This window comes from Sphingomonas sp. SAFR-052, assembly GCF_051965015.1.
Taxonomy (GTDB): Bacteria; Pseudomonadota; Alphaproteobacteria; order Sphingomonadales; family Sphingomonadaceae; genus Sphingomonas.
The window spans coordinates 1-16,790 of record NZ_JBQCMO010000014.1; the positions used below are offsets into that span (position 1 = coordinate 1).

The 16,790-nt window shown below is 66.7% G+C and carries 13 protein-coding genes; 5 read left to right on the top strand and 8 right to left on the bottom strand.

Features of this window, described 5'->3' with window-relative positions:
• Window positions 1-1,757 (bottom strand): CHAT domain-containing protein (locus ACTHQV_RS17840; RefSeq protein ID WP_440492089.1); only part of this gene is annotated, 1,757 nt, incomplete at its 3' end.
• Between the two features lie 421 nt (window positions 1,758-2,178).
• Entirely contained in the window at window positions 2,179-3,057 is an 879-nt protein-coding gene (locus ACTHQV_RS17845; protein WP_440492090.1) for a LysR family transcriptional regulator, read from the bottom strand.
• An 89-nt stretch (window positions 3,058-3,146) separates the two neighbouring features.
• Here ACTHQV_RS17845 and ACTHQV_RS17850 point away from each other — a divergent pair, with 89 nt between their 5' ends.
• The 3 genes from ACTHQV_RS17850 to ACTHQV_RS17860 all read left to right on the top strand — a co-directional run bounded on the left by ACTHQV_RS17850 (window position 3,147) and on the right by ACTHQV_RS17860 (window position 7,034).
• Window positions 3,147-4,094, top strand: a complete 948-nt coding sequence (locus tag ACTHQV_RS17850) for an NAD-dependent epimerase/dehydratase family protein (protein WP_440492091.1) — start codon at window positions 3,147-3,149, stop codon at window positions 4,092-4,094.
• 120 nt (window positions 4,095-4,214) lie between these two features.
• Entirely contained in the window at window positions 4,215-5,825 is a 1,611-nt protein-coding gene (locus ACTHQV_RS17855; RefSeq protein ID WP_440492092.1) for an ABC-F family ATP-binding cassette domain-containing protein, read from the top strand.
• A 9-nt stretch (window positions 5,826-5,834) separates the two neighbouring features.
• On the top strand, window positions 5,835-7,034 hold the full coding sequence (locus tag ACTHQV_RS17860) for an FAD-dependent oxidoreductase (RefSeq protein ID WP_440492093.1): 1,200 nt from the start codon (window positions 5,835-5,837) through the stop codon (window positions 7,032-7,034).
• A gap of 217 nt (window positions 7,035-7,251) precedes the next feature.
• On the opposite strand, the gene ACTHQV_RS17865 is transcribed toward ACTHQV_RS17860, so the two are convergent.
• The 3 genes from ACTHQV_RS17865 to ACTHQV_RS17875 form a co-directional block, all read right to left on the bottom strand.
• The gene (locus ACTHQV_RS17865) at window positions 7,252-7,743 is read right to left on the bottom strand and encodes a hypothetical protein (protein WP_440492094.1); all 492 of its coding nucleotides are present in this window, start codon (window positions 7,741-7,743) and stop codon (window positions 7,252-7,254) included.
• Window positions 7,744-7,795: 52 nt separating this feature from the next.
• Window positions 7,796-8,305: a hypothetical protein gene (locus ACTHQV_RS17870; RefSeq protein WP_440492095.1), complete on the bottom strand. Its 510-nt coding sequence runs from the start codon at window positions 8,303-8,305 to the stop codon at window positions 7,796-7,798.
• Between the two features lie 72 nt (window positions 8,306-8,377).
• Window positions 8,378-8,683, bottom strand: a complete 306-nt coding sequence (locus ACTHQV_RS17875) for a hypothetical protein (protein WP_440492096.1) — start codon at window positions 8,681-8,683, stop codon at window positions 8,378-8,380.
• 469 nt (window positions 8,684-9,152) lie between these two features.
• Here ACTHQV_RS17875 and ACTHQV_RS17880 point away from each other — a divergent pair, with 469 nt between their 5' ends.
• Window positions 9,153-11,339 (top strand): S8 family serine peptidase, encoded by a 2,187-nt coding sequence (locus tag ACTHQV_RS17880; RefSeq protein ID WP_440492097.1) that lies wholly within the window; start codon window positions 9,153-9,155, stop codon window positions 11,337-11,339.
• Window positions 11,340-11,365: 26 nt separating this feature from the next.
• Complete coding sequence (locus ACTHQV_RS17885) at window positions 11,366-12,031, top strand: hypothetical protein (RefSeq protein ID WP_440492098.1); 666 nt, start codon at window positions 11,366-11,368, stop codon at window positions 12,029-12,031.
• A 39-nt stretch (window positions 12,032-12,070) separates the two neighbouring features.
• On the opposite strand, the gene ACTHQV_RS17890 is transcribed toward ACTHQV_RS17885, so the two are convergent.
• From ACTHQV_RS17890 to ACTHQV_RS17900, 3 genes are all read right to left on the bottom strand, one after another.
• Window positions 12,071-14,029, bottom strand: coding sequence for an AAA family ATPase (locus ACTHQV_RS17890; protein WP_440492099.1), 1,959 nt, complete (start codon window positions 14,027-14,029; stop codon window positions 12,071-12,073).
• Between the two features lie 255 nt (window positions 14,030-14,284).
• Complete coding sequence (gene rtcA, locus ACTHQV_RS17895; protein WP_440492100.1) at window positions 14,285-15,298, bottom strand: RNA 3'-terminal phosphate cyclase; 1,014 nt, start codon at window positions 15,296-15,298, stop codon at window positions 14,285-14,287.
• Between the two features lie 27 nt (window positions 15,299-15,325).
• A complete protein-coding gene (locus tag ACTHQV_RS17900) occupies window positions 15,326-16,552 on the bottom strand; it encodes an RtcB family protein (RefSeq protein ID WP_440492101.1) in 1,227 nt (408 codons plus the stop codon).
• Window positions 16,553-16,790: the final 238 nt, after the last annotated feature.

Below are 16,790 nucleotides of genomic sequence, written 5' to 3' on the forward strand. Positions count from 1 at the left end.
TCGTGAACCGTCGCTGCTTCGTCATTGAGTTCGCCTTTCACTTCAAGGGAACTCTCCACCTTGCCGAGGCAAGTCCAGCGTCCCTCTTCCAAGAGCAGCTGCACCATGTCAATTACGATTTCCGGCGCGGCATCGTCGTCCAGCTCCCAAAGCGGCGCAACGATGGCGCCGAACCGGTTCGCAGCGAAGGCCGAGGGCCAGCCGTCGAGGAGGCCAAGGCGCATCGCTGATGCGCCGACGTCACAAGCGCTGAGGACGACCATGCTGCCGTCGCGCTTACCGAGCTTCACGCCCGAGTGCCTGACTTCGTCGAGGTGAAGCCAGCCGTCCTCCATCCAGAGGCCCCGGCTGTGGTCAGATTGGCCACCATGTCCCGCGTAGTGGATGATGGAAACGGTCTCGGCAGGTGGTTGCTCAAGCAGCGCTAAGAAAGCGGATTTCGTGCCAGGCATCGGCTTCGCCCCGAAATCCCCGACCAAGCGCTCGCTTTCAAGCTGGGCATCCGGCAGCGCGTCATCTCCGTCGTATTTCGGCGCGAAGGTGACAACCCTGCCAGCCGGAAGCACGTCCGGCATGTGCGCCTGACTGTCGGCCGGCCAACTCGCGACCGGATGCATCAGCAGCAGATGGTCGCGCTCGTCATCCATATCGTCGGCCTCAGGCCGCATCAATTCCCAAGGCACCCACGGATCGTCGGTGACGAATTGAATCGAGAAGCCGGACCCCTGCACCCTGACCATGTCGGCGTAGGTTGCGCGGAAGTCTGTGGGCGCCCTGAGCCAGATCTGCTCGCCCACCCCTCGCAAGCGGCGCCGGAAGTCCGTCCTCCCCATGTCGGAGCAACTTCGGAACAGCTCCCTTGCGTAGGACATCGGATCAGCTCCGAGATCCAGTCGCGCTGCCAGCCTCCCGCTCTTCAGCCCCTCTCGAGAACGCGGCAGCCAATCCCAGACAAGCGTTGATGTACCAAACGCCATGATCTTGACCAGGAGATCAGGCTGCCCGGCGGCGCGGTTGTACGCGACGACCGGCTCAGGCCTGACTGATCGAGCGCTGTCGACCATCGCTACGTCGCGATACGCGCTCCCGCAGAAGCGCGTCCCGTGAACGAAGGTTACGGCGAGCTTCAAGGAGTCGACGGCATCGGCACGGACCGTTCCGGAGAAGCGGGCAGGCACCGTGGTGCCATCCGCTCGAAGGAGTAGCTCGACGCCTTCGTCCTCGTCGACCTCGATGTCCGGAGAGGCCAAGTAGACGGTGAACGTGAGCTCCTCCCAGCCGGTCGGGGCCGTGACGCTCAAGAAACCGACGGTGGCAGGATCGGCAATCTCCCGTAGATCGACCGTGATCGACAGCGTCGCGCCCGGAACTGCTTCTCCAGCCACTTCGATCGCGGGATGACGAGCGATCGTCTCCTCACCTACGTCGCCATGGTGAGCAGCTTGGTTGACGCCTTCAAGGCTGCCAAAGCCTACGGCCGAGAAGCCCTCGTCCTGCGCCGGAACGAGAACCCCGCACACCTCGACGTTATCTAAAACGCTGAGGACGCCCGTGAACCCATGTAGGGTGCGCACAGCGAACGACCTGCATGCCTCGCTCGCCACTTCGCCCACCAGAGTGGCGCGACCTTCCCTCACCCGCACGGCTAAACTAGTGACCTGGCCCGGGAAGTGCTGTTCAACGCGGCCGGCAAGCCGACGCGCGAGATCCTCCTCGTCGCGCCACGCCCAGCCGTCAGACTCCTGCCAGCCGCTCAAGAACAAACTCGCGGCGCTTCGGTGGGGTGGCTCAGAAGTCGGGCGATGCACCTGTTCGACACCCGGACGTGGTTAGGCCTATTTGCAGGCGGGAGGCAAGCGGACAGACTCCAGACAGGTTTGGTCGAGGCAGAGGACAGAGAACCCACCGTCGGATCTGGCTGAGCGCGATACATCCTGTCGCGGCCACGGCAGCGAGGTTGATTGGAACGTTGCTGCCGAGACTAGTCCGTAGCGGCCGCCGGAGTTGCGGGTCTGCTAACCAGCCTTCACGAACGTTCAAAGCTTGCTGCCCACAGGCCGAACGATCGGCAGGTTACAACGATGTTTCGCCCGAAAGCGGACAGACCGCTATCCACCAGATCCGACGACATGCCTGCCTCACCAACCCCAACGACTGGATCAAAAGGTTAGATCGGGGTCAGCGCATAAAGGCCTTCGCCAACATATCGAACACTACACGGCATCGCCTGATGCGCCTCAGATCCTCATGCATCACGATCCATATAGGCAGCGGCAGATCCAGCGCATCGACCAAAATCCGCACAAGCGCCGGATCACGCTCTGCGACGACAGTCTGGCAAATACCGATCCCGAACCCCGCCTGGATGGCCGCGAACTGTGCCGCATCGCTGTCGACCCGCAAGGCGAACGCCGACCGGTCGATACCCGGCAGGTACCGCATGGCTGAGCGGATGAAATCCGTCTCGGTGTCGAAGCCGATCAGGTCGTGGCCGGACAGATCGGCCAATGTGTTCGGCACCCCGCGCCGGTCGAGATAATCGCGGCGTGCGTGGAAACCGAGACGAACATCCCCGACGTGGCGGGCGACCAACGCTTTCTGGGTCGGCTCGAACATCCGCACCGCGATGTCAGCATGGCGTTGGAGCAGATCATCGGGCTGATCGGACAGCGACAATTCGATCGTCAACTCGGGATACGCCCGGCGGAGATCCGTCAGGATCGGCGGCAGGTGCATGACGCCGACCGCTTGGCTGGCGCTGATCCGTACGACGCCGGAGACGGCATCCGGACCGCCGCGGCCCGACCGCCTTAGCGCAGCCGCAGCAGCCACCAGCGCATCGGCATGGGGACGAAGCGACAACGCATGATCGGTCGGCGATAGCCCGCGTTGCGAGCGGACGAACAGCTTGCCGTCGATCGCCTGTTCGAGCGCATCGATATGGCGGGCGATGCTCGGCTGCGTCATGCCGAGCGCCCGAGCCGCACCGGACAAGGATCCCTCGCGCAGCACGGCGGCGAAGCTGCGATAGACGTCCCAGCTTGGTTCGTTGCTCATAGATTTCCGTATAGCGGCTTGCCGGTTTTCAGCAATTTTCGTTTCACTGAATTGCCATCATCATCGTCGCTGTCACGATGGAGGCGATGATGACACAGCGAACAGCACTAATTCTGGGTGCCACCGGAGGGATTGGCGGGGCGCTGGCCCGGCGACTGCTCGCCGGCAACTGGACCATCCGGGCACTGACCCGAAGCGATACCGCGCGCCTGCCCGAGGGATGCATAGGCGTGAGGGGCGATGCGCTGGACCAGGCTGGCGTGATTGCCGCAGCGACAGGGGCGGACGTCATCGTCCATGCCGTCAACCCGCCGGGCTATCGCGACTGGGAGAAACTGGTCCTGCCGATGCTCGACAGCACGCTGGCGGCGGCGAAGGCGAGCGGCGCGCGGATCGTGCTGCCGGGCACGGTCTATAATTTCGGTGCCGACGCCTTCCCGCTGATCGCCGAGGATGCCCCCCAGCATCCGCGCACCCGCAAGGGCGCGATCCGGGTCGAGCTGGAACGGCGCTTGCAAGCCGCGGCCGACTCTGGCGATGCCAAGGTCCTGATCGTCCGCGCTGGGGACTATTTCGGCCCGGGCGCCGCGAACAACTGGTTCGGCCAGGGACTGATCGCGCCCGGCTCCCGCCCCCGCGCGATCCGTAATCCCGGCGCGCGCGGCGTCGGTCATCAATGGGCGTACCTCCCCGACGTCGCCGAGGCGATGGCGCGCCTGCTCGACCGGCCCGCCCTGCCCGCCTTCGCGCGCTTCCATATGGACGGCCACTGGGACCCGGACGGCCGCCGGATGGTCGAGGCGATCGCCCGCGTGCTCGGCGATCCGGCCGTGCCGATCCGCCCCCTGCCCTGGTGGCAGCTTCGCCTGGCCGCGCTGTTCGCCACGACGCCACGCGAGTTGATGGAAATGCGCTATCTCTGGCAGCAGCCGGTGCGCCTGGCGAACGATCGGCTGGTGGCGGAACTCGGGCAGGAACCCCGTACGCCGCTGGACGACGCAGTGCGGGTGGCGCTGGCGGGCCTCGGCTGTCTCTGACGGCGGGTGACGTGGGGGCCGCCATCGGCTATACCAGTGGCGAGACCGAAGGAGCCACGACCATGAACGACCGGAAGATCAGCGCTACCCGCCCTGCCCTTTCCGTCCGCCACGGTGTTCATGTCGAACTTCCTCACTCTCTCCAACCTTTCCGCCGCCACGCCTGACGGCCGACCGCTCTTTCATGATCTGACCCTGTCGGTCGGCGCCGAGCGCGTCGGCCTGGTCGGACGCAACGGATCGGGCAAGTCGACGCTGCTGCACATCGTCGCAGGCGAAGCGCTTCCCTTGTCCGGCTCGGTCCAACGCACGGGAACGGTCGACCGGCTCGCCCAGCTTTGGCATGACGGGGATAGCGTCGCACAGGCGCTTGGCGTCCACGGCCCGCTGTCGATCTTGGCAAGGATCGAAGCCGGGGACGGCACCGCGGCAGACTTCGACGCCGCCGACTGGACACTGCCGGCCGCGATCGATGCCACGCTCGCCGATGTCGGCCTAGACGGCATCGACCTGGAGCGCCCGATGGGAAGCCTGTCCGGCGGCGAGCGGACGCGGGTTGGCATGGCCCGGCTGGTGATCGCCAAGCCCGACCTGTTGCTGCTCGACGAACCGACCAACAATCTCGACGCCGAAGGTCGGGCCGCCATCGAACGCTGGATCGCGGGCTGGCGCGGCGGCTTGTTGATCGCCAGCCATGATCGCGCGCTGCTCGAAACCATGGACCGCATCGTCGAATTGAGCCCAATCGGCAATCGCATCGTCGGCGGCGGCTGGTCGGCCTTTGCGGCGGCACGCGATGCCGAACGGTCCCGTGCGGAGGCCGAACAGACCCGCACCGATGCCGCCCTTCGCACGACCCGCCTGACCGCTCAGTCCGCGCGCGAGGCCAAGGACCGGCGCGACAAGGCCGGGCGCACCTTCGCCGCCAAGGGATCGGAGCCGAAGATCCTGCTCGGTGCCCGCGCCGAGCGCGCGGAGAATAGCGGGGGACAGGCCCGCCGCCTCGCCGACCGACAGATCGAGGAGGCCGTGCAAGCCCGCGACGCTGCCCAGGCGCGGGTCGAGGTGCTGACGCCGCTGACGATCGATCTGCCAGCCACCGGTCTGCCGTCGCAGGCGGAGGTGCTCGCGATCGAGCAAGCGACCGTCGCATATGGCGACCGACATTTCGGACCCTGGTCGCTGACGATCTGCGGGCCCGAGCGTGTCGCACTGACCGGCCGCAACGGCGCCGGCAAATCGACCCTGCTCCGCCTCGCCAAGGGCGACCTAGCGCCGGCCAGCGGTACGGTTCGCCGACGCGCCGATCGGATCGCCATGCTCGACCAGCATGTCGGCCTGCTCGACGCCGCCGACACCATCGTCGGTAACCTGCGCCGACTCCACCCCACGCTGGACGAAGAGGCGGTCCATGCCGCCTGCGCGCGCTTTGCCTTTCGCAACCGTGATGCCCAGCGGCTCGTCGGCACGCTGTCGGGTGGAGAACGGCTGCGGGCGGGATTGGCCGCCGCGCTCTCCGGACCGCAGCCGCCTTGGCTGCTGATCCTCGACGAGCCGACCAACCATCTCGATATCGAGTCGATTGAGGTTCTGGAACGCACGCTGCAAGGGTTCGACGGGGCGCTGCTCGTGGTCAGCCACGACGCTCGCTTCCTGAACGCGATCGGCATCGAGCGGTCCGTGGCCGTCACCAGCATCAAAGAGGATGCCGCCACGCCCGACCTCGGTTAGGCTGGCGCGATGCAGCGTCTACACATTGCCATAGCCGGCTGTGGCCCGGCCGGTCTCGCCACGGCTTTGCTGCTGCATCGCGACGGCCACCATGTCACGCTGTTAGAGCGGTTCGATGCGCCCCGCCCGGTGGGATCAGGGCTGATGATCCAGCCGACCGGCTTTGCCGTCCTGCGCGAACTCGGGCTGGCCGACGCGCTGCTCGAACACGGCGCGCGCATCGATCGCCTCCACGGCGAGGCGGGAAGCAGCGGCCGGGTCGTTCTCGACGTCCGCTATGCCGCGCTCGGCAAAGGCGCAGGGTTTGGCATCGGCGTCCACCGCGCAACCTTGTTCGCCGTGCTGCATGAGGCCGTCGCTGCCGAGCGGATCGCGATCGAAACCGGCTGCGCGGTGACGGGGAGCGAGATGGCAGCAGACGACCGCCGCTTCCTGCTGCTGGAGGGCGGTCGCCGCGTCGGGCCATTCGACCTGATCGTCGATGCGCTCGGCACGCGGACGCCGCTGGCGCCACCCTGCGGTCGCAAACTTGCCTATGGTGCGCTCTGGGGCACGTTGGACTGGCCCGCCGATGCCGGTTTCGATCCCTTCGCACTCGAACAGCGCTATCGGCGGGCGAGCGTGATGGTCGGCGTCCTGCCCATCGGGCGGTTTCCCGGCGACCTGCGCCGACAGGCCGCGCTGTTCTGGTCGTTGCGCGCGGATCGGCTGGCAGAATGGAAGGCGGCCGGGCTCGACGTCTGGAAGGCCGAGGTATCCACACTATGGCCAGCAACGCGAGGATTGCTCGACCAAATCCGATCAGCCGATCAACTCACCTTCGCCCATTATGCGCACCGCACGTTATCGACGCCTGCGGAGGCGGGCATGATCCACATCGGCGATGCCTGGCATTCGGCCAGCCCGCAACTGGGCCAAGGCGCGAACATGGCGCTGCTCGATGCCTATGCCCTGGCGCTGGCGTTGCGGCGATCACCGAATGTCGCGGCGGCACTCGGTTCGGCGATCGCGATGCGGCGGCGGCATGTCCATTTGTACCAGGCGCTGACGGCGCTGTTCACCCCCGTCTACCAGTCCGACAGCCGGGCGATCCCGTTCATGCGCGACCGCATCGTCGGGCCGTTGTCGAAGCTTTGGCCAGCCACCCGCATCCAGGCGGCCATGGTCAGCGGCCTCGTCGGCAATCCGCTGAAGCCGCTGTTCGGTTAGCGGACGGGCGCGCATCGTAATAGCCGAGTGCAGCGTCTCGCCTTCGATCAACCGTCGGCGATCGCTCACAACGACCGTTGGTTCGAGGGGAAACGAGCCTTCCTCATACCCTATACGGCCGAGACGGCATATTCGGACACACACGGCGGAAATATACCCGCAGCTGTCCGAATTCGCTGGACCGTCCGTATAGGGTGATAGACCTCGACCCGATCCGTCAGGCGGCCTGCGCCCACAGCGTGCACTGGGCGTCGTCATACTGAACGTCTGGCCGCGTGACTTGCCGGGTTAGCCACGCGCTGGCACGGTCGATACCCTCGCTCAGATCGTCGGCGGGCTTGCCGTCGATGTGCACGATCTCGCGCGGCGCAAGGCGGAAATGCCCGCGCACATGGGCCTGCGGCAGGATTAGCCCGCGGTTGCCCGACTTCGACAGCCACAAGCGGCAGCCGCTCTGGATGTGGCAGCGGCCATCGCGCGGCAGGAACAGCGCGATGCCGATCAACGCCGGCGTCGGACGGTTGCGAAATTCGAGGTGCAGCAGATCGGAACTGGTTTCCACGGCATGGCGGCCCATCTCCATCTTGTCCTCGATCCCGAGCGGATCGCCACCGGTGATGACGACGCCGGGCTTGAGCTTGCGGTTGCCGAGCAGCAGCTTGACGATGGCGCGGGTGACGGCGGCTTCGTAGGTTGTGATGGTCATCATTCTATCTCCTGGTTTCATCCCCGCATCGGGGCCGTTCATCGTCTCGTTCATCTCAACCCTGGTTCTCGCTGCGGCAGGCGCGCACGATCTGGGCGGCGGCGCACTCCAGCCCGGCAGCGCGGTCCCACAGGCAGTTCCAAGGCAGCCGGGTGCCGATCTCGACCCCGTGGCGGCCGAGCTTCACCGACAGTCCGCCACGAGCGGGCACCAGATGCAGCCCCTGGTCGCGGTCGCGAAAGAAACTGAGGTCGGTGAGCAGCAGCCGGCCGGTGATCGAGCGCAGCGCGACGTCGACGCGGACGGGGTCGATGGTTTCCGGGTTAAAACCATGCCGGATCAGCAGCGTGTCGCGACGGCGCGTGGCGGCACAGCGCAGCAGCACCTGGTCGAACAGCGGCTCGGTGACCGGCGTCATCGCGATGATGACGTTGTGGTCGAGGCATTCGACCGCCCCGGGCAGGCCGGAGTTGCCGAAGAGCGGCGCGGGTTCGTCGCAGCCGAGTGCGGCGAGGGCATAGTTCATCAGCGCGACCGAGGCGGTCGGCAAAACATCGTGGATCATGGGGGACATGGAGCCTTTGCAGGACAAGCGTGATCCCCGGGCCGGCTGGTCCGGATCAGGCCCCTTCGATTTTCATTTCTCGTCAGGGCTTCGCTCGGCCCCGGCCGATCTTCCCCTCTTCCCGCCACAGCGGTCTCGGCCATCGCGAAAGACGGCGTTGCCGATCACGGCATAGGCCCAGCTATCGAGCGTGCGGGCGCTCTCCGCGATCGTCCCGGAATGATGGATCGCGGCGGCCGGGCAATAGACTTCGGCCATGGCGGGCACCCAGCCGGCGATGGTGCCGGCGGGCTGGCGCTGCCACCATTGCCCGGCGATCAGGGCGGTCAGCAGCAGGATGGCGCTCACGCGGAACACCAACGGAAGGCGGCGCTTCATTTTCTTTCCTCCAGCAGATTGTCGATGCTGGAGAGGGTAAACATCTCGAAATACGTCGGATTATTCAGGCAGAAGCGACCCAGCTTGCCGCATGTTGCAGCAACCCGAACGGCGTTCCTGCACGGCGGGACTTGGTTCGTTAACCGGTCCGGCCTACACCAGCCACGTTCGCCAGCAGGCGGACCGGGGCGTGAGAACCCCGCGATTAGTAGCCGAATGCCCGGCCCGAACCAGTTTCGGCCGGGAGGCGCACGCGTATGTCCAAGGCCTTCGGGTCCAAAGGCGTGCGCGCTCGTCTAATCGCGAGTTCTCAACTTCCGGCTTTCGGGCCGGCATCGCCTCGTTTCACGGGGCGGTGCCGCCGGCTGGGGAAGCCGATGCATCGCCCGACACGGGGGTGCGTATGGTTGCGGGACACAGCCGCCAGTGGCGGAAAACATTTCAAACACCATCGGTGATTTCAGCAGCCATGCTGCTCGCGGCCTGTGGCGGTGGAGGTGGCGGCGTCGCTTCGTCAGGGTCGATCCCGACGCCTGCACCCACGCCGACGCCGAGCCCGACACCGACGCCATCACCCACACCGACCCCGCCGCCCAGCGCTGCCGATAGCGCCGAGTACAAGGCGTCTGGCGCTGTGGTCGGCGCGAAGGCCGCCTATGCCTATGACAAGGGCATCACTGGCAAGGGCGTGACCATCGCTGTCATCGATACCGGGATCGCCACCACCAGCGCCGAGTTCGCCGGCCGTATCTCGCCCGACAGCAAAACGTTCGAAAGCAAGATCGCGCGCTGCGCCACCTGTGCGCCGGAGACGGTGACCTTCCCGCTGGACGATGTACAGGGCCATGGCACCGAGGTCGCCTCAGTCGCGCTCGCCGCGAAAAACGGCTCGGGCGTGCACGGCGTCGCCTATGACGCCACACTACTCGCCCTCAAGATCGCCGCCCCCGATCTCGAAGGCGTCACCGCGACCTCCGTAATCAAGGAGGCGGACAGCGCTAATCCGATGAACATCGCCGCGGCCATCGCCTATGCGGTGGAGAAAGGGGCGTTCGTCATCTCGATGAGCCTGAACGGCGGGGCAGCCGGTCAGGCGGCGACCGACCAACGCAACGCCATGGACGGCGTCGTTAAAGCCGACCGGCTGCTCGTCCAGTCCGTCTCGAACTTTGTCGACGACAAGAGTGCAGCATTAGGCACCATCACCCGCAATTTCGTTGGCAGCAATCTGGAAAACAAGAACAATTTCCTGTTCGGCATCCGCGTCGACAGTGCGCTGCGACCGCCCAGCGGCAATGGCCTGCCCGGTGATCTCGCCGACCGCACGCTGGCGGTGGTTGCGACGGACGTCAGCGTCGTCGGCAAGGACGGGCAACTGACCACCGTCACCGGCAACAGCTTCGCCGCCCCCGCCATCGCCGGGGCCGCCGCGCTGCTCAAGCAATACTGGCCGCAACTCGGCGGCAAGGCGATCTCGCGCATCCTGCTCGATACCGCCACCGACCTCGGCGACAAGGGTGCCGACCAAATCTTCGGTGCCGGTCTGCTCAACATCGAGGCGGCGATGAAGGCGCAGGCACCGGCCAGCGCCTTTACCGCCGCCGACATGGTGCTGGCGCGCTATTCCTCGCTCAGCCTGTCGGCCCCCTTCGGCAGCGGCGGGCAGCTATCCGATGCCGTGACCCGCATGACGGTGTTCGTCCGCTATGGCCGTGACTTCGCCATGACCAGCAGCGCCGCACCACGCAGCCGGGGATCGGGGTTGCTGGCAGGCGCGATGCTGGGGACGATCGATCCGCCGTGGCTGGCCACCACGGCCAACGACCCCAAGCTCGGTTTCACCTCCGCCGCCATCGGACCATGGGCCGCGGCGCGTTCCGGCCGCCCGGCCACCTTCACCTTCTCGCCTGCCGCAGGCCAGACCGTCAGCTTCAGCGCCAATGTCGGGATCGGGCAAGGTGCGGGCATCGCCGGTTCTGCCCTGCGCGGTGTCGTCGCCGCGCCGGTCGGTACGTCATCGTCGTGGAGTGGCAACGGTTGGTCGGCAGGCTTTGCTTCCGGCGCATCGCGCGACGGCCGCTCTGCTTTGCGCAGCGTCACTTTCGCATCGCCGATGGGCCTCGGTGTCGAACTGTCCGACCTGACTGAACGCGGTCAGGTGCTGGGCTTGCGCGGCCCCGCTGGCTTTGCCCTCTCCGGCAGCCGGACGACGCTGGCCACGCTGACCGCCAGCCGAACCGTTGCTGGCGTGCTGCTGTCGACACGGGCCACGGCCGCCACCACCCGGGTCTATGGCGGATCGGACATGCTGCGCTTTACCGGGCCGATGACCGGGACGGCGTTCGCGCTCGACGCCGCGCATCGCCTCGGCGGCGGCACCGTGACGGTTGGCTTGTCCTCGCCGCTCCGGCTCGAGCGCGCCCGCGCAGTGGTCGAGGCGCCAGTCGCCTATGACCTGATGACCGGCGTGCTCGCCACCCGCCTCACCACCGTCGACCTGACACCGACCGCGCGCGAGATGGACGTCGAGCTTGGCTGGTCGGCTGCGCTGTCGCCTACCTCCTCGCTGCGGCTCGGCGTCGCCCATGCCTTCGACGCCGGGCACGTCGCCGGCGCGCAGGACACCGCCGGCTTCCTCAGCCTGATCCTCCGCTGATCCCGCATCACCACAAGGACATAGCCATGTACGACAGAATGATGTTCGCAGCAGTTGCAGCCGGACTGCTCACCTTCGCCGCACCCGCCTATGCCGCCGATCCGGCAACCATGGACGTGGCCGGCATTCGGCTCGGCGACACGCCGCAGCAGGTGAAGGCCGCCCTGCAACAGGCCGGATACAGGGTGACCGAAACGCGCAAAACTGCGTCCTTCGCCCAGCGCGTCGCGGTGGAAGTGGCGAACCGCAAGGGTACAACGGCACCCAATCCCACCTATGCCGGGATCGCCGAAATCATCGCCATGGGCCCACATCAGGAGCGTACCGAGATCCAGTTCGCCCAAATCGCCGGGGGTGATAGCGTGTCGCGCGTTGAGGTCACCATCCCAGGCACCGCGATGGGCGAATCGGCGATGAAGGCACAGCTCACCGCCAAGTACGGCAAGCCCGATGCAGTGAAAGATCAGGGGCTTACCTGGTACTGGTGCGCGCCGCAGGCGGTAAAGATTTGCGGCATGACCTATACCGGCGGCGAGCTCGATACGGTGTGGCCGACGCTGCGGGGCAGCACCGGCATGGGCAGCAATTCCATCATCCTGGAAGCGGGCACCGATGCGGATCGCCGCCTCAAGCAGGCGTTCGAGGCCGCCGTGCTGGCGCGGGCGCCGAAAACCGACCGGGCCGCATTTTGACAATCGAACGGGGTGGCAGTGGCCACCCCGTCCAGCTGTTTAAAAGCCAAGTCGCACCGATTGGCCAGGTTTCACGGCGACCTCCGCTCGCAGCCGTTCCACCAATTCTAGCGCATCCGCCGCTGGCCAGTGGCGCAACTGCCGCGCGACCACCACGAAGTCGCCGGGAGTCAGCCCCTCTACCATGCCAAGGCATGCGGGGGCGGGCTCTCCGAAAAAACGCAGGAAGGCGGCGGCGGCACGCTCTGCCCCGAGCGGTTTCAGCCGCAGCTTGAAGACGAACCGCCGCAATGTCGCCGGATCCAGCCCCGCCTCATGGTTCGTCGCAGCGACCACCGGCAACGGATGCAAGTCGAGCCACGTCAGCAGTTCGTTGACCTGTCCCACTTCCCAAGTGGTCCGCGCCGTACTGCGGTCGAACAGCAGCGAGTCCGCCTCATCGAACAACAGCACGGCCTCCCGCCGCCGCGCCTCGGCAAAGGCGTCGGCGATCTGCGCCTCGGTCTCGCCGACCCATTTGGACAACAGGTCGGACGCCCGCTTCACCAGCAGCGGCCGGTCGAGCGCCCGTGCCAGATGATGCGCGAAGGCGGTCTTGCCGGTGCCCGGCGGACCCGTCAGTAGCAGCGACACGTCGCTTGCCCCGCCATCTGCCATGGCCGCGAATAGGCGATCGACCGGCCGATCGGTTTCAAACAGGTCGAGGTCGAACGCCGCCGGGCCGGGCGGTGGCAGCGTACCACCGCGTAGCGCCCGCACCAGCGCCTCGGCTGCGACGGTGCCGCCATCTTCTTCACCGGCCAGTTTACCTGCACGCGCCGCCATCCGCAGAACCGTCGCTGCCTCTGGTGCGGCGTCGAGCAACGTGGCGAAGGCAAGACCCGGCTTCACCCGCTCCTCCTGCGCCACCCGGTCGAGCATCGCCGCTGCCGCCGCACGCGACGGCAGGTCGAGCCGCAGCACGAAGCTCATCCGCCGCAGGATCGCCGCGTCGACATTGCCGATCGCGTTGGTCGTCCAGATCACCGGCACTGGGTTGGCCTCCAGCAGCCGGTTGACGAAGACCTTGCTTCCCTCACGCCGGCTGAACCAGTCGCCGCCCGCGGACGGGCTGGCATCGCCGATCAGGTCCTCCATCTCGTCGAACAGCAGCACCGCTGGCCCCCGCCCGCCGAGCAGACGCTGCGCCAGGGCCAGCGCCGCGACGCGCTCCCACCTTCGCGGTTCCTCGCCGTCCTCGTCCGCCTCGCCGACGCCGTGCAGCACCGCGCCTGCTGCCGCCGCCAGCGTGCGCGCGAGTTCGGTCTTGCCGGTGCCGGGCGGGCCGTAGATCAGGATGTTGACCCCCGCCGCCGCCTCGCCCAGCGCACCGCGAAGCAGGCGGACGAGGAAGTCGATCGGTTCGACATGTGCAAAGGCGTCGAGCCCCAGCGTCGCCGCCTGCCGCCTGCCTACCAAAGTATCGAGCATCGCCTCCTCGCTCGCCGGAGCCCGGTCGAGCAGACGTTGCAAGGTCCAGCGGATCTCGACATCCGCCTCACCCTCACGGGTTGCCGAGAAGCAGGCCAAGCCCAGCCGCGTGACCGCACCCCGCCGCGCCGCGCGGTCCGCGTACTCCACACCCGCCCCGGCCGTCTCGCCGAGGAGTTGCGGCAGGTCATGCCCGTGACGGCTGAGCAATCGCGCCAAGGCACCGACGCGCGGCAATCGGTCGCACGCGACCATCAGGCGCAGCAGCGCCGCATCGATCGGCGACAATCCCAGCAACCGCGCCAGCGTGCCCGTGAGTTCGAGCGCCTCCGCCCGCACCGGTTCCCCACGCGGAGCAGTGAGACCGGCGAGCAGGGTTTCCCAGTTCCATTCGCCTTCCATGTCGGGCAGCAGCCAGGGCCGATGCGGCTCCGCCCATTCCAGCACCGCCTTGGCGAGCGGTGCCGTGGCGGGCAACGCGCCCGCCGTCCGGAGCATCAGGCCCCGAACGATATCCAGTTCGTCCATGTCGTATCCACGCGTCTCTCAGGCCGACGGCGCAAGCGCACGCGTCGACGTCATTCCTGTCGAAAGGGTGAGGTGCGGCGGGGGCGGATGCCGGCCCACCGCCAACGTCGTGGGACGTTTACGCGAAAGGCCGGAGACCGCCGACCCGTGCACCGCAATGGGCGGCAAGGTCGAACACAGCATGTCTCCGTATGGCCCGCCGGTTGGTGCGGGCTCGCAGGGCAGATAGCAGAAAGTCGTTACGCTCGCAATCCGTCAGCCGATCGTCACGGCATGCGCCCCTCCGTCCTGCTGCTCGAACCGGGTGCGCCGCCCGGTGAAGCGCTCGATCACCGTCGCCGCCGTGCGGGCATGCTCGCTCGGTTTGACCGTGGTGAACATGCCGCCGCCCGCCAAGGCCATCGGCAACAGCAACTGGTCGGCCAGATACGGTCCGGCAAAGGCGTCACACGCCAGATAGCCGCGCATCCGCCCCACCGCCGTCTTCGCAACTCGCTCCGCCGTGACGCCCAGTTGCGCGAAACCGCTGACGATCTCGGTGACATGCTCAAACTTCGCTTCCAGTAGCAGGATGTTGCCCGGGCCCTGATCGACCGGCAGTTCGCGCATGAAGCATTCGCGCTCCGACCAGTCGAACGCCTTGCGGACCACGGCGATCTCGCGTTCGGCGATCGACATGGGCAGCCCGGCGAACAAGGCGCAAGCCGAGACGCCGACCGCCTCGCCGCGGGTCAGGCACTCGATCGGCCGGAGTGGGCAGGGGGCGATGTCCACCTCGATCCGCCCGCCGCCGCGCGGGTAGAAGCCATGCCGGACCAGCCTCGCGTCCACTTGCCCGCCCATCCGCCGCACGATCGGCAGGAAGCAGCGCTCGATAAACTCGAAGGGGGGAGCCAGCATGTTGTGGGTCCCGCCCTCCAGCACCAGCCGCGACGGACCGTCGGCGAGCAGCAGCGGCATCAGGACCGTCTGCAACACCAGCCCCGTCGATCCCGCCGTTCCGACCGAAAAGCGATAATCGCCAGCCTTTACCCGGCCGGGACGGAAGGTCAGTTCGGACGCCCCAACGACCAGCCCCTCGCACGTCGCGCTACCTATCGCGCACGCCGCCTCGATCGCGGTGACATGCTGACGCATCAACCCCGGCTTCGACCGCTTGGCGCGGACATTCGTGATGCGGACCGGCTCCCCGGTGACGAGCGACAACGCGCACGCATTGCGTACGACCTGTCCGCCGCCTTCGCCCTCGCTGCCATCAATCTCGATCATGATATTCACTCTGACCAATGGTGTGCGTCACCCTTTGACGCACACCACCTGTTTCAACGTATGGACGATCTCCACCAAATCGGCCTGGGCGGCCATCACGGCTTCGATCGGCTTATAGGCCTTGGGCGTCTCGTCGATCACGCCCTCGTCCTTGCGGCATTCGACGCCCGCCGTATCGGCGATATGCTCGTCCAGCGTCACCAGCTTCTTGGCGGCCGTCCGGCTCATCACCCGGCCTGCGCCGTGGCTGCAGCTATCGAACGAGTCCGGGTTGCCAAGGCCACGGATGATGAACGACTTGGCGCCCATCGATCCGGGGATGATCCCCATCACGCCCTTCGCCGCCCGCACCGCGCCCTTGCGGGTCACCAGCACATTCTCGCCGAAGTGGTTTTCGCGCGTGACGTAATTGTGGTGGCAATTGACCGCCTCCAACTCCGCCTCGAACGGCTTGGCGATGACTTTGCGCATCGCGGCGATGACGTTGGTCATCATCATCCGCCGGTTGAGCGCCGCATAATCCTGCGCCCAACCGACCGCCTCGACATAATCGTCGAAATGGTCGGTCCCTTCCGGGAAGTACGCCAGATCCTCATCGGGCAGGTTCAGGTGCCATTTGCGCATGTCCTGCTTGGCCAACTCGATGAAGAAACTGCCGATCGCATTGCCGACGCCGCGCGACCCCGAGTGCAGCATCACCCACACCCGCGCCTCTTCGTCGAGGCACAGTTCGATGAAGTGGTTGCCGGTGCCCAGCGTCCCGAGGTGCACGAGGTTGTTCGTGTTCTTGAGCCGCGGGTGCTTCTCGCAGATCCGGTCGAAGCGCTGGACCAGCGTCGCCCACGCCGACACGATCGCAGGCGGCGGGCTGCCCCAGCTACCATTGTCGCGCTTGCCCCGGCCGACGCTGCGACCGTGCGGCACCGCCTCCTCGATCGCCGAGCGGACGCCCTCCAGATGGTCGGGCAGATCGCTCGCCATCAGCGAGGTCCGCGCCGCCATCATGCCGCAGCCGATGTCGACACCGACCGCTGCCGGAATGACCGCGCCCTTGGTGGGGATCACCGAACCCACGGTCGCGCCGATTCCAACATGGACGTCAGGCATCGCCGCAACATGCTTGAAGATGAACGGCATCTGCGCTGCCCGCGCCAATTGCGCCCGCGCGCCGTCCTCGACCGGCACGCCGCGCGTCCACGCCTTGATCGGCACGCCGCCGGGAACGTCGGTGTATTCGTAAGCGGTGGCGGTCATCGTCTAACTCCTCGGACTTACCTGTGAGGCGGCCGGCCTATTCCGGCCGCCTCTGCCGCGTGTCGAACCGTTCGATACCATGCGATCCGACGAAAATGGCGTTGCGAGGAGCGTGCCAAATGCCGCGCGACAGTAGAATATCTTGCCTATCCACCTAGTAATTAGAGATTTTCCCGGCACTTCGATCATGAGCGGGTTGATCCACTCCTAAAGTGGTTACGATCGACATGGATCGTAG

Coding starts and splice junctions, on each gene's coding strand:
- ACTHQV_RS17870 (WP_440492095.1), bottom strand. CDS start 8,305: ATGATCCACGATGTTTTGCCGACCGCCTCGGTCGCGCTGATGAACTAT.
- ACTHQV_RS17860 (WP_440492093.1), top strand. CDS start 5,835: ATGCAGCGTCTACACATTGCCATAGCCGGCTGTGGCCCGGCCGGTCTC.
- ACTHQV_RS17885 (WP_440492098.1), top strand. CDS start 11,366: ATGTACGACAGAATGATGTTCGCAGCAGTTGCAGCCGGACTGCTCACC.
- ACTHQV_RS17850 (WP_440492091.1), top strand. CDS start 3,147: ATGACACAGCGAACAGCACTAATTCTGGGTGCCACCGGAGGGATTGGC.
- ACTHQV_RS17890 (WP_440492099.1), bottom strand. CDS start 14,029: ATGGACGAACTGGATATCGTTCGGGGCCTGATGCTCCGGACGGCGGGC.
- ACTHQV_RS17880 (WP_440492097.1), top strand. CDS start 9,153: ATGCTGCTCGCGGCCTGTGGCGGTGGAGGTGGCGGCGTCGCTTCGTCA.
- ACTHQV_RS17900 (WP_440492101.1), bottom strand. CDS start 16,552: ATGACCGCCACCGCTTACGAATACACCGACGTTCCCGGCGGCGTGCCG.
- ACTHQV_RS17845 (WP_440492090.1), bottom strand. CDS start 3,057: ATGAGCAACGAACCAAGCTGGGACGTCTATCGCAGCTTCGCCGCCGTG.
- ACTHQV_RS17875 (WP_440492096.1), bottom strand. CDS start 8,683: ATGAAGCGCCGCCTTCCGTTGGTGTTCCGCGTGAGCGCCATCCTGCTG.
- ACTHQV_RS17855 (WP_440492092.1), top strand. CDS start 4,215: ATGTCGAACTTCCTCACTCTCTCCAACCTTTCCGCCGCCACGCCTGAC.
- ACTHQV_RS17865 (WP_440492094.1), bottom strand. CDS start 7,743: ATGATGACCATCACAACCTACGAAGCCGCCGTCACCCGCGCCATCGTC.
- rtcA (WP_440492100.1), bottom strand. CDS start 15,298: ATGATCGAGATTGATGGCAGCGAGGGCGAAGGCGGCGGACAGGTCGTA.